This is a genomic window from Clostridium cochlearium, assembly GCF_900187165.1.
Lineage (GTDB): Bacteria > Bacillota > Clostridia > Clostridiales > Clostridiaceae > Clostridium_G > Clostridium_G cochlearium.
In genome coordinates, this window is record NZ_LT906477.1 from 2,394,355 (window position 1) to 2,407,294 (window position 12,940).

Annotated in this window: 12 protein-coding genes, 7 tRNA genes and 1 pseudogene; 3 read left to right on the forward strand and 17 right to left on the reverse strand. The window is 30.3% G+C overall.

Going from position 1 to position 12,940, the window contains the following annotated elements; translation table 11 throughout:
* Positions 1-15 precede the first annotated feature (15 nt).
* The 8 genes from fabG to CKV72_RS11845 all read right to left on the reverse strand — a co-directional run bounded on the left by fabG (position 16) and on the right by CKV72_RS11845 (position 7,324).
* Positions 16-771 (reverse strand): 3-oxoacyl-[acyl-carrier-protein] reductase, encoded by a 756-nt coding sequence (gene fabG, locus CKV72_RS11810; RefSeq protein ID WP_089864560.1) that lies wholly within the window; start codon positions 769-771, stop codon positions 16-18.
* Positions 772-776: 5 nt separating this feature from the next.
* Entirely contained in the window at positions 777-1,715 is a 939-nt protein-coding gene (gene fabD / locus CKV72_RS11815; protein ID WP_095178330.1) for an ACP S-malonyltransferase, read from the reverse strand.
* Positions 1,708-2,649, reverse strand: coding sequence for an enoyl-[acyl-carrier-protein] reductase FabK (fabK, locus tag CKV72_RS11820; protein ID WP_089864566.1), 942 nt, complete (start codon positions 2,647-2,649; stop codon positions 1,708-1,710). Before fabK ends, fabD begins: the two co-directional genes overlap by 8 nt.
* 10 nt (positions 2,650-2,659) lie before the next feature.
* Positions 2,660-2,884: an acyl carrier protein gene (locus CKV72_RS11825; RefSeq protein ID WP_089864568.1), complete on the reverse strand. Its 225-nt coding sequence runs from the start codon at positions 2,882-2,884 to the stop codon at positions 2,660-2,662.
* A gap of 19 nt (positions 2,885-2,903) precedes the next feature.
* On the reverse strand, positions 2,904-3,908 hold the full coding sequence (locus CKV72_RS11830) for a beta-ketoacyl-ACP synthase III (RefSeq protein ID WP_089864571.1): 1,005 nt from the start codon (positions 3,906-3,908) through the stop codon (positions 2,904-2,906).
* A 14-nt stretch (positions 3,909-3,922) separates the two neighbouring features.
* The gene (locus CKV72_RS11835; protein ID WP_089864574.1) at positions 3,923-4,378 is read right to left on the reverse strand and encodes a MarR family winged helix-turn-helix transcriptional regulator; all 456 of its coding nucleotides are present in this window, start codon (positions 4,376-4,378) and stop codon (positions 3,923-3,925) included.
* Positions 4,371-5,444: an NAD(P)H-dependent flavin oxidoreductase gene (locus CKV72_RS11840; RefSeq protein ID WP_089864577.1), complete on the reverse strand. Its 1,074-nt coding sequence runs from the start codon at positions 5,442-5,444 to the stop codon at positions 4,371-4,373. Before CKV72_RS11840 ends, CKV72_RS11835 begins: the two co-directional genes overlap by 8 nt.
* A 368-nt stretch (positions 5,445-5,812) precedes the next feature.
* The gene (locus CKV72_RS11845; RefSeq protein WP_095177509.1) at positions 5,813-7,324 is read right to left on the reverse strand and encodes a transposase; all 1,512 of its coding nucleotides are present in this window, start codon (positions 7,322-7,324) and stop codon (positions 5,813-5,815) included.
* A gap of 215 nt (positions 7,325-7,539) precedes the next feature.
* Between CKV72_RS11845 and CKV72_RS11850 the strand changes: the two genes are divergently transcribed.
* Together CKV72_RS11850 and CKV72_RS11855 are read left to right on the forward strand one after the other, a co-directional pair.
* The gene (locus tag CKV72_RS11850) at positions 7,540-8,514 is read left to right on the forward strand and encodes a DnaD domain protein (RefSeq protein WP_089864580.1); all 975 of its coding nucleotides are present in this window, start codon (positions 7,540-7,542) and stop codon (positions 8,512-8,514) included.
* On the forward strand, positions 8,511-9,521 hold the full coding sequence (locus CKV72_RS11855) for an ATP-binding protein (protein WP_095178331.1): 1,011 nt from the start codon (positions 8,511-8,513) through the stop codon (positions 9,519-9,521). Before CKV72_RS11850 ends, CKV72_RS11855 begins: the two co-directional genes overlap by 4 nt.
* Before the next feature lie 90 nt (positions 9,522-9,611).
* Here CKV72_RS11855 and CKV72_RS11860 read toward each other — a convergent pair.
* From CKV72_RS11860 to CKV72_RS11900, 9 genes are all read right to left on the reverse strand, one after another.
* Positions 9,612-9,687 (reverse strand) — tRNA-Thr (locus CKV72_RS11860).
* A 3-nt stretch (positions 9,688-9,690) separates the two neighbouring features.
* Positions 9,691-9,768: transfer RNA gene (locus CKV72_RS11865), tRNA-Asp, on the reverse strand.
* Positions 9,769-9,775: 7 nt separating this feature from the next.
* Positions 9,776-9,851: transfer RNA gene (locus CKV72_RS11870), tRNA-Val, on the reverse strand.
* Positions 9,852-9,864: 13 nt separating this feature from the next.
* Positions 9,865-9,939: transfer RNA gene (locus CKV72_RS11875), tRNA-Glu, on the reverse strand.
* A 19-nt stretch (positions 9,940-9,958) separates the two neighbouring features.
* Positions 9,959-10,036, reverse strand: a tRNA-Asp gene (locus CKV72_RS11880).
* A 9-nt stretch (positions 10,037-10,045) separates the two neighbouring features.
* A tRNA-Val gene (locus CKV72_RS11885) sits at positions 10,046-10,121 on the reverse strand.
* Between the two features lie 13 nt (positions 10,122-10,134).
* Positions 10,135-10,209 (reverse strand) — tRNA-Glu (locus CKV72_RS11890).
* 160 nt (positions 10,210-10,369) lie between these two features.
* Positions 10,370-11,185, reverse strand: a complete 816-nt coding sequence (locus tag CKV72_RS11895) for a pyruvate, water dikinase regulatory protein (RefSeq protein WP_089864586.1) — start codon at positions 11,183-11,185, stop codon at positions 10,370-10,372.
* Positions 11,186-11,190: 5 nt separating this feature from the next.
* The gene (locus tag CKV72_RS11900; protein ID WP_089864587.1) at positions 11,191-11,574 is read right to left on the reverse strand and encodes a CoA-binding protein; all 384 of its coding nucleotides are present in this window, start codon (positions 11,572-11,574) and stop codon (positions 11,191-11,193) included.
* 129 nt (positions 11,575-11,703) lie between these two features.
* Between CKV72_RS11900 and CKV72_RS11905 the strand changes: the two are divergent.
* Positions 11,704-12,926, forward strand: a pseudogene (locus tag CKV72_RS11905) (BaiN/RdsA family NAD(P)/FAD-dependent oxidoreductase).
* Positions 12,927-12,940 lie beyond the last annotated feature (14 nt).

Here is a 12,940-nt window from a genome sequence, read left to right on the forward strand (position 1 = left end):
CCTTCCTAAAATAATTTAAATAACCATTCCCCCGTCTACGTTTATAACTTGACCTGTAATATAAGATGAATTATCTGAAGCTAAGAATGCTACTAATTCTGCCACATCTTCAGCTTTACCAACTCTTTTAAGAGGAATACTATTTATAATGTTTTCCTTTGCTTTATCTGACAGTGCATTGGTCATATCTGTCTCTATAAAACCTGGTGCTATAGCATTTACATTTATAGATCTTGATGCTAATTCTCTTGCTAAAGATTTAGTAAGTCCAATTACCCCTGCTTTAGCTGCTGCATAATTACACTGACCTATATTTCCTGATATACCAACTACAGATGATATATTTATTATTTTTCCATATCTCTTTTTTATCATTATTGGAGTACAGTGTTTTACACAATTAAAGGTTCCTTTTAAATTTGTTTTTATTACCCTATCAAATTCTTCTTCCTTCATTCTTAACATAAGATTATCCGCTGTTATTCCAGCATTATTAACTAAAATATCTATTTTACTAAACTTATCTAACGCTACTTTTATCATCTTTTCACATTCTTTGTAATCACTTATATCTGCTTTCACTGCAACTACGTTAATGTTTAATTCTTCTAATTCCTTTACAGTATTTCTTAAAGTATCAGTATCACTTCTATAATTTAAAACTATAGAAGCACCTAAATTACCTAGTTTCATTGCTATAGCTTTCCCAATACCTCTACTTCCTCCTGTAACAATAGCTGTTTTGTTTTCTAAAGGTCTATAAGACATCATTTTCTTCACTCCATATCTAATTTTTTCAAGGTTTTTTCAAGTGATTTTACATCTTCTATGTTATATGCATTAATTCTTCTATCTGTTTTTTTTAAGAAAGCAGTTAATGTTTTTCCTGGACCTATTTCAATAAAAGTATCTACTCCATCTTTTATCATTTTTCTCATAGATTGTTCCCATTTTACACTACACATAACTTGTTGCTTTAAAGTACTTTTTACTTTATCTAATTCTATAAAATCTGCTGTAACATTAGTTATTACTGGTATATATCCTTTTTCAAAACTAATGTTATTTAACTCTTTTTCTAAATTATCCGCTGCCCTATTTAATAGTGAACTGTGAAAAGGACCACTTACTTTTAACATTACAGCTTTTAGAGCTCCTTTTTCTTCACACATTTTACAAGCAATTTCTAAAGCCTTTATTTCACCCGAAATAACAATTTGACCTGGACAATTAAAATTTGCTGGCTCTACCACACCTATATTTGAAACTTCATTACATACTTTATATATTTCATCTTCATCTAAGCCTATTATAGCTGCCATTCCTCCTATACCTTTTGGAACAGCTTCCTCCATAAATTTGCCTCTTTTTCTCACTAATTCAACTCCATCTTCAAAACTTAACATACCACTATATATAAGAGCCGAATACTCTCCAAGGCTTAAACCAGCTGATACTTGCGCTTCTATTCCTGTTTTTTTGATTATTTCAAGTATAGCCATACTTACAGTTAATATTGCAGGTTGAGTAAATTCTGTTTTGTTTAACTTTTCATCTGAACCATTAAAACACAAATCTGTTACATTTAAATCTAAAACTTTATCTGCTCTATTAAAAATATCTCTACATTCTTTAAAATTATTGTATAATTCCTTTCCCATACCTACATATTGAGATCCTTGCCCGGGAAATAAAAAAGCAATTTTATTACTCATACAAATTCTCCAATCCTTTTATCACTTCTTTAAAATCAAACATCTCTTCAATTATTTCTTTACAACTTTGCTCTTTACATATTAACCCAGCTATTTGTCCTGCCATTAGTGATCCCGTTTGTATATCTCCTTCTTTTACCGCCTTTATTAATGCTCCCTTTGTTATTTTTTCAAACTCATCCATAGGAGCATTTTCCTTTTCTAAAACTTGGTATTGTCTAGTTAATCTATTTCTTAATACTCTTACAGGATGACCTGTATTTCTACCAGTAACAACAGTATCAATGTCTTTAGCACCAAGTACTTTTTCTTTATAATTTTTATGTACATTACATTCTTTAGCTACTAAAAACCTAGTTCCTACTTGTACTCCAACAGCACCTAACATAAATGCTGCTAAGACTCCTCTTTTATCTCCAATTCCTCCAGCTGCAATTACAGGTATATTTACAGCATCTACAACTTGTGGAAGAAGAGCCATAGTGGTAAGTTCACCTATATGCCCTCCTGCTTCACAACCTTCAACTATTACAGCATCTGCTCCAGCTCGTTCCATTCTTTTTGCTAAAGCCACAGATGCCACAACTGGAATAACTTTTACATTGTTTTTTTTCCACATATCTATATACTTACCTGGATTTCCTGCACCAGTGGTAACTACTTTTATATTTTCTTCGCAAACCAATTTAGCTAATTCTTCTGCATTATCACTTAAAAGCATTATATTTAAACCAAAAGGTTTCTTAGTTAATTCTTTAGTTTTTCTTATTTCTTCTTTAACTATATCTATTGGCTGATTACCAGAAGCAATTATGCCCAATCCTCCTGCATTAGAAACAGCTGAAGCTAAGGAACTATCTGCAATCCACGCCATAGCTCCTTGTATAATAGGATAATTTACTCCTATCATGTTGCAAAATGCATTTTTTTTCATTCTATTCCTCCTATTTTTCAACTCTTTCTTTTACAAATTTAACTGCATCTCCAATTGTTTTAATAGATTCAGCATCTTCAATTTGAATATCAAATTCTTCTTCTATTTCTATAACTATTTGAAATAAATCTAAAGAATCTACTCCTAATTCTTCAAAAGATGTTTCTGTGTTTAATTCCTGTACATCTATTCCTAATTGTTCCCCTATAATTTCTAACACTTTATCAATAATCATTTTTATTACCTCCTAAAATTTATATCCATTTAATTAATGAAGCTGCCCAAGTTAATCCTCCGCCAAAGCCAACTAATATAATATTATCTCCTTTTTTTAAGAGACCTTGTTCATCTACTTCCGCTAATGCAATGGGAATACTTGCAGCTGATGTATTTCCATAATGATTAATATTTATATAAAATTTATCTTTGTCTATGTTGAACTTTTTAGCTACATGATCAATTATCCTCAAATTAGCTTGATGAGGAATTATATACTTTATATCTTTTAATTCTAAATTACTATCTTTTAAAACTTCCTGTATTCCTTTTACCATTATTTTTACTGCAAATTTAAAAATTTCCTTACCATCCATATCTATAAATCCCATTTCTGAATCTTCTTCTTTTGAATTTAATAATTTGCTTAATTTATCACTATTAACATCTAATTTAGAAGATTTACATTTTAAAAGCTTAGCTCCTCTTCCGTCAGAACCTAGGTATACACTTGATATTCCCTTTTCACTACTCTCTGCAATTATAGCTGCCCCAGCTCCATCACCAAATAATATACAGGTGTTTCTATCATTCCAATCTACTAATTTAGATAATGTTTCTACGCCTATAACTAAAACTTTTTTAGCTACCCCATTTCTTATAAATTGAGATGCTATACTAATTCCATAAGTAAAACCTGAACAAGCTGCTGATATATCAAATGCAAAAGCATTATAAGCTTTAATATTTCTTTGTATTATACAAGCAGTAGAAGGTGTAAAATAATCTGGTGTTATAGTAGCTACTATAATTAAATCCAATTCTTCAGGTGATACTCCTCCCTTTTTTAGGGCATCTAAGGCTGCTTTAGTTCCTAAGTCTGATGTATTTTCTCCTACCGTAATTCTTCTTTCTCCTATGCCCGTTCTAGTTCTTATCCAATTATCATTTGTATCTATTATTTTAGATAGGTCATCATTAGATATTACTTTTGGTGGTAAGTATTTTCCAGTAGATAAAATTTTCACCTCTTTATTTGCCATTATTAGTACTCCTTTTAATCTTTTTTAAGATGATATTTTTCTTTAAAGAACTTATTTAGCTTTTCTAAAGAAGTTATAAGTACTTCCTCTTCTTCATCTGTTAATCCAGATATTGTTTCTTTTATCATATCTGAATGAAATTTACTATGAATTCTATATGCAAGCTTACCTCTTTTAGTAAGACTTATCTGGACTATTCTTCTATCTTTTTCCGACTTACTTCTCTGCACATATCCTTTTTTCACAAGATTATTTATAGCTATAGTTAATGTGCCAACAGTTATATTAAGTTCATTTGCCACCTCTGACATAGTTTTTTGTGTATACATCCCAATAGCTTCTATTGTATGCATTTCCGTAACAGATAAGTCTTTAAACTCTCCAGACTGAATAGCATTTTGTTCAATTGTAAGTATGTCATTAAAAAGGTCTACTAATAATTCATTTAAAACATTCATTGATTTACTCACATTCTCTCACCTCCATTATCAACTCCTTAATCAATTCTTTTACTGATTTTATTTCATTTATTTTATATCCATTGCTACCTGAAAATATTATTCCTTCATCTATATTTCCCTTTGCTGAATTTATTAAAGCTTTTGATATACAATATTGAGTATCTTTAGGATTACATCTTTTTAAGCAATTAAAACATTTATATACTTCTTCCTTTACCTTAGATACCCTATTAGAAAACTTATTTTTAATTACTCTTCCTGGCAATCCTACAGGGCTTTTAATAATATCAATATCTTCTTTGCTACAGTTTAAAAAAGCTTTCTTGTAGTTCATGTCAGCATCACATTCTTCAGTAGCTATGAATCTTGTTCCCATTTGAACTGCATCTGCACCTAATTTAAAATATTTTGCAATATCTAAGCCAGAATATATTCCACCTGCTACAGCTAAAGATATTTTTTTATTGTACTTTTTTTCAAATTGTTTTAACACTCTCTTTACTTCCTCATATAATTCTTCTAAAGATTTTTTTTTATTTTCTTGTAAGTCATCCATATGAAATCCTAAATGACCTCCTGCTTCTGGTCCTTCTACTACTACTAAATCTGGGACATAAGAATATCTCTTATCCCATAACTTACATATAACGTTGGCTGCTTTACCTGAAGATACTATAGGTACTGCTTTAGTCGCTTTATCTTTTATAAGTTCAGGTAAATTAGTTGGTAATCCAGCTCCAGAAATAATTAAATCTATTCCTTCCTCTACTGCTACTTTTACCATTTCATCATAATCATTCATAGCCACCATTAAATTAACTCCTAAAATACCACCATTGCTCATTTCTTTTGCTTTTTTTATTTCTTTTTTTAATGCTCTTAAATTAGCTTCTTTTGTGTTGAATTCAAAATCACTTTCTTTAAATCCTATTTGAACGCCAGATATAACTCCTATGCCACCTTCTCTTGTTACAGCTGAAGCTAACCCCGATAAAGATATACCTACGCCCATTCCCCCTTGAATAATTGGGATCTTACACTTTAAGTTTCCTATTTGTAAAGGAGATATATCCATATTATTCCTCCCTATATTTTTTGATAATCAAATATTTTGATAATCAAAGTATATCCTTAAAAATTTTTTTTGTCAATAAACTTTTAAATTAAAAGCAACTATGGATAATTTTTCTCCATTATCACTGGTCATCCATTGTTGCTTATTAACTATACATATATGCTATAATATAATATGTACGATGATAAAATTTATAATAGAGTGAATTCGGAAACTAATTTCCAATTGGCTCCAAAATGGCTTTAATATTATTTTAGTGCGGAGCATTTGTTATATTACTGTTTTTATTTAACTTTATTTTAAAAAAGAGTATAGCAAAGCTAACTCACCGATAGGTGAATTTTCTTAAAATTTAACAATTATCTAGACTAGCATGCTTTGTTTGCAGTTAATTTTATAATGTCTAATAGGTTAGTTTTAGAAACAGATAGTTGAGCATCCAAATGAATATTGATGCTATGGATTAATGTCCACCAAGACCAACGTTTTTTACCACGGCAGTGGGTTTGTTCCATGTTGTAGTCTTCAAGTATTCTTTTATTTACTCGCTCTGAAGAAGTTCTCTTTTTCATTATTTGTTTCCAAAGGTCAGAGTTTCTAGGTATAGCAGTAAATAAACGTAAGTCATCACTTGGCTTTACGTATATTACACGGCCGTAGGCACTAGGAGAACATTCTTCCTTATGAGGACATTCTTTAATTTTACCTTTTACTAAAGGACATCTATATTTAATTCTACTTCTGCCTTTATCGTACCAATCATATACCATTGGTTGGTTGCATTTGCAGATGGGAATACCGTCCTTAGTATATCCAATTGGTGGTTCATATTTATTTTTACCTTCACCCTTTGGATTAAGGGATATAACAGCTTTTATATTCCATTCATTAAGAAGCTTATACGTAGGATAGTTATCATGAGCAGCATCTGCGATGAACTTATCAAAGTTAAATTGAGGATACATCTTTCTAACTTCTGAAAGTGCAAAAATTGCAGTAACACCATCATAACGCTGCGCTTGTACCATCCTAAAATATATAGGAAGATCCTTTTTAAGTTTAGGATTATAGACACTAAGAAAATATAGGCAATGACCATAATACCATTTTTCGTGGTAACTGTCCCAACCGCGTCTAGCGTCAGGGTCAGAGAATCTTCTATTACATTTGCAGTTAAAAATACCTTTTTTAATGCAATCACAGGTCTTAATGCCTAATGAGCTACCGCCAGTTTCAAGACAGGTACCATCTCCTGATATATCAAGTTTTTGAGTATTACCAAGGAGACCGAGTTTAGCGGAAGGCTCAATAGCTAACTTAGCAAAAATTTGTTGAAATAGCTTTTCAGGGCGAGTTTCGACAGTTCGTCCTTTAAGAGCCTGTTCAACTAAATTTTTAATAACACCAGGATGTTTTGGTGGTAGTTTTTCATTCTTGCCAAGTTTTTTGTGGGGCTTGGAAGTAAAAGAATGAAGTGAGTCCTTGGCTGATTTTTCAGCCTTAGGGCTCATACCCCAAAATCTCGATATGAAATCATAATGAGTACCTAATCCTGGTACATTAGATTTTTCAACACCAATGATGGTGCAAAGTATATCATGTGCACGTAAGTGCTTAATCCATTTTTGTAGACTATGAAAACCTAAGTCAGACATTAATATAAATGATCTGAAGAGTTCCGGTTGCTGGTTTGAAGGTTTACCAGTTAGAGAATATGTTTCTCTAATTAATGGTTTTATATCATCAAGATTTAAATTATATAGTTTTTCAATACTTGATGAGTAGTATTCCACGATAGTGGGATCAGTTTTATAAAGTTCACTAATGCTTGACAAAAGAAGACTTTGGTAATCACAATGGCTACGCCAATAACCTAACATAAAAAATCACCTCGCAATATTTTGTAAATAGTTTCTATAGTGCGAGGCTACAAATTTTACAAACTTTGTCAAGTGATTTTGGAAAAAATATAAGTTTTTTTGATATTTTGTTTAAAATTCTGGGGGGAAGTTAAAATTGACACCCTTCGGGATTAAGATAAATGGAGGCCTAAGGGTTTCCGAATATATTTTAATACATAAGGGAGGTTTACCTTTTGGGTACTTTTTTATTTAAAAACAAGTCTGCTAACTATACTCCCGTTAGCAATATTTTCATAGATAAATATATGCCTAAAGCCCGTGGAGAATTCGTTAAAGTTTACCTTTTGGGATTAAAATACTGTGTTTCAGGAGAACTTGGAGTAAGTTCGTCTATTATGGCTAGTGCTCTTCATCTACTAGAAACTGATGTTTTAAATGCATGGAGCTATTGGAATAATGAAGGTATAATAAAAATGAATCCTGTAGATAATATGGGAAATTTCTCTATAGAATTTTTAGATTTATCAAATTCACCATCTTCTAACGAAGACGGTATTGATTTACTTAAAGAATTAGATAATAGTTCTACAAAAGATATGCTACTAGATATAGAAAAACTTATTGGTCGCCCTCTATCTACTAAAGAAGTTACTATGTACATAAGCTGGATAAAAGATTTTAATTTTGAACCTGAAATAATTTTGCTTCTCATTCAGTATTGTATATCTAAAGGTAAAACAGATTATAGATATATAGAGGCCATAGCTATATCTTGGCATGATTCTAATATAAGAACTATAGAAGAAGCACAAAATTTTATAAGACAACATGAGGATAAATGGATTAACATAAGAAAAATTTTAAAATACATCGGTATAAAAGATGGTGAAGTAATGAAACCTCAAGAAGAAATGTTAACTAAATGGTTAAATATATATAACTTTCCCTTAGAGGTTATCTTTAAAGCTTGCGATATATGCTTTCACAGAATAAATAAAGCAGACTTTAAATATATCGATGGTATTTTAAATAGCTGGCATAAGGATGGCATAAAGACCCTAAATGATGTACTAATAAAGGACAAAAAGAAACCTATGAAAAAGAATAATAATTTTAAAACTAAAATAGATAATTTTAATAACTACGAACAAAGAGACTACGATTTTGACGCACTAGAGAAAAAACTATTAGGATGGGATAATAAATGATAAAAAGCTATCAAGAACAAGTTATGAATACTTATGAAAAAATGCGAGATGCGGAAGTCAAATCCCTAGCTAAAAGGAAAAATGAAATTTCTAAAAAAGTTCCTCGTATAATAGAAATAGATAATCAAATATCAAAACTTTCTTTAGAACTATCACTAAATATATTAAAAAATAAACAAATTAATTTAAATAATTATATATCTAATATGAAAAATAAAATTACAGATTTAAAAATTAAAAAATCTGAACTTTTAGTAGCCAATGGATATACTATTGATTATTTAGATTTACATTATAATTGTACTAAATGTCAAGATACGGGTTTCATTGGAATTAATAGATGTTCTTGTTATAAATTAGTTTTAACCAAAGTTCTATATGAAAACTCTGAACTAAAACATATACTAAAACAAAATAATTTTGGTAACTTTAACTTTGAATATTTTTCTCCTAGCAAAAGCCCTAATGAACCAGAAAGTCCTAGAGAAAATATTAAAAATATAATGAGTATATCTTGGAACTTTATTGAAAAATTTGATTCCTCAAATGAAAACTTATTGTTCTATGGTAATTCTGGTACAGGAAAAAGCTTTTTAGCACATTGTATAGCAAAAGAACTTATAGATAATGGTCACATGGTTGTATATAGAACTGCTGTGGATCTAACAAATGAACTTAGGGAAATCAGATTTAATCCTAATGAAAATAAAAGTCTAGAAGATATACTTATAAATTCTGATCTTCTTATAATAGATGATCTAGGGGCAGAACCATTGACTGAATTCTCTAAAGTAGAATTTTTTAATCTGTTAAATAGAAAATTATTAAAACAGAAAAAAATGATTGTTTCAACAAATTTCTCCATAGAAAGATTATTAAAAACTTATTCAGAAAGAATTTCTTCTAGATTGTTAGGGAACTTTACTTTATGTAAGTTTTTTGGTGAAGACATAAGAGTTAAAATAAATTTAGAAAAAAAGGAACAATTTAATATAAAAAATTCATAGACTAATAAAATCAGTCTATGAATTTTTTATATTAACATTATATTTTAAACATAGTAAAAACCATACATATATATGTATGGTTTTTATTAATGGAGCTGGCAATAGGACTTGAACCTACAACCTGCTGATTACAAGTCAGCTGCTCTGCCAATTGAGCCATGCCAGCATATGGCGACCCAGAAGGGACTCGAACCCTCGACCTCCGGCGTGACAGGCCGGCACTCTAAACCAACTGAGCCACTGGGCCAATATTATGGTGGGCACAACAGGGCTCGAACCTGTGACCCCCTGCTTGTAAGGCAGGTGCTCTCCCAGCTGAGCTATGCGCCCATAATATTTATTGTGGTGACCCCTACGGGATTCGAACCCATGTTACCACCGTGAAAGGGTGGTGTCTTAACCACTTGACCAAGGGGCCATGTTTTTTTAATTTTAATTGGCGACCCAGAAGGGACTCGAACCCTCGACCTCCGGCGTGACAGGCCGGCACTCTAAACCAACTGAGCCACTGGGCCATAATATTATGGTGGGCACAACAGGGCTCGAACCTGTGACCCCCTGCTTGTAAGGCAGGTGCTCTCCCAGCTGAGCTATGCGCCCATAATATTTATTGTGGTGACCCCTACGGGATTCGAACCCATGTTACCACCGTGAAAGGGTGGTGTCTTAACCACTTGACCAAGGGGCCATGTTTTTTTCTTGTTGTTTTTGTCGGCGTATCAACCTGACATAGACTATAATACAAGATATTTAATAAAGTGTCAACAGTTTTTTTAAACTTTTTTTTATTTTTTATTTAAAACTGCAAAAAAGCTAGTAAAATCAAGGTTTTTGCAGTTTTAAATATTTTAGTTTTCTTTAAATCCATTATAACCTATAGATTCCATTATTAATAACGCCGTATCTTCAATAGCTCTATTGGTTACATCTATAATTTTACATCTTAATCTTTTCATTACTTTATCTGCATATTCTAATTCTTCTAAAACTCTTTCCCCATTAGCATATTGTATTTCAGAAGAAAGTTGGTTAAATTTATTCATTCTATGCTTTCTTATTTCCATTAGTCTTATAGGATCTATAGTAAGTCCTATTATTTTTGTTTTATCTATTTCAAATAGTTGTTCTGGTATAGGGACTTCTGGCATAATAGGAACATTTAATGCCTTAATACCTTTATTTGCTAAGTACATACACAAAGGTGTCTTAGAAGTTCTTGATAACCCTACAAGTATAACATCTGCATGTTTTATACCATTATGATCTTTACTATCATCATATCTCATAGCAAACTCCATGGCTTCTATCTTTTTATAATACCTAGCATCCATATTCCATACTGCTCCTGGTTCATAAGTAGGTGTGGTTTTTAAAACTCTAGAAGCTGTACTTATACAAGGTCCTAAAACATTTACTATTCTTATTCCCCTTTCTATACATCTTTCTACTAAAAATTCTCTTATATCAACTAATACTACAGTACTTATAAGCATGCTATTTTCTGGGTCTTTTATACTGTTTATAAAATCATCTACTTCTTCAAAGCTCCTAATATAAGTTACTCTTTTTACATCTACTCTTTCTTTAAATTGTCTAGCTGTTGCTTTAGAAACTTGTTCTGCTGTTTCACCTATTGAATCAGATACAGCATATATAGTTAACATATTATCTACCTCTTTCTCTTGATATATGCAATTTCTGTTAAGACACATGCTCTTATTGCTAAAATATCATTTTCATTACAAAATTCTAATATTTCCTCACTTTCAGCTCCAGGTTGTATTAAAATTTTATTAATCCCATTTTTATATGCTTCTTTAACTATTTCTATACCTATCTTTGGATTAATACATAAATCTATAACATCTATTCTTTCTTTAATTTCAAATATATATTTATAAATGTTTTCACTCTTACTATAAGGGTTTAACATAAAAACATTAAACCCTTCTTTTTTTAATGTTTCTTTTATCCTATATGCATATTTCGACTTATTTTCCACATCTCCTGCTACTAACCAATTTTTATATTCCAATAATTTTTGTGCATCCATAATTAAATCCTCCTCGTATAAATTTATTTAGTTATATTATTGATTAATTTGTTTTATATTATATATTGTATACTTTTAATGTATAATAGTTATAGTTTATTTTATATAAAATAAAAAGGAGAGATTATATTGTATCACGATATATTAATCGTTGGTGGAGGCGCCTCTGGTATTATAACTTCTATAATCGCTAAAGATAGAGGATTAGATGTTGCTATAATAGAAGGAAATAATAGAATAGGTAAAAAGATATTATCTACAGGAAATGGTAGATGTAATATAACTAATAAAAATATAAAAAATACTCGATATTTTAGTTCTAACCAAAATTTTTATTCAAAAATTTTAAATGAATTTTCTTATGACAATTTTACAGAATTTATATACTCCTTAGGTATCCCACTTATAGAGTTAGATGATGGAAAACTATACCCTATGTCTTTGCAGGCTTCTTCTGTATTAGATGTATTTAGATTAGCTTTATCTGAAAGAAATATACCCATATATTTAGATAAAAAATAAATAACATATCTTATAAAAAAAATAAATTTATATTAAAAGATATTAATAACAATATTTTTAAATGTAATAAATTAGTCTTAAGTTGCGGAGGTAAATCTGCTCCTAACACTGGCTCTGATGGTTCTGGATTTTCCTTAGCTAAATCTTTAGGACATAATATAATTCCTCCTACTCCTGGATTAGTTCAATTAAAATTAAAGCATCATCGTCTTAAAGCTTTATCAGGAATTAAATTTAATGGAACTTGTAAATTATACTCAAATAATTCATTACTAAGAAAAGAATTTGGTGAAATTTTATTTACTAACTATGGTATATCTGGTCCACCTATACTACAAATAAGTAGCTTAGCTTCTAGATGTTTATATAATAAGGAACATGTGTCTATAGTTATAGATATGTTCCCCCATATAGAAAAAAAATCTTTTGAAGAATTTTTAGAAAATCATATTGGAATGTTTAGTTATAGAAGTATACATGATTGTCTAATAGGTATATTAAATAAAAAGCTAATACCAATAATTTTAAAAGAATGCGGTATAGAAGATATACATAAACCTGCTTTTGAATTACAATGGAATGAAAAAAATGCTTTATTAAACATTTTAAAGCATTGGGAGTTTGTGGTTTCTGATACTAATGGTTTTTGTAATTCTCAAGTAACTTGTGGTGGTATTGATACATTAAATGTTAATGATGCCACATTAGAATCAAAATTAATTCCTAATCTATATTTTACTGGAGAACTTTTAGATGTACATGCCGATTGTGGTGGCTTTAACTTACAATGGGCTTGGAGTAGTGGATATATTGTTGGTAAAAACATATAAAATAAAGAAGCTGA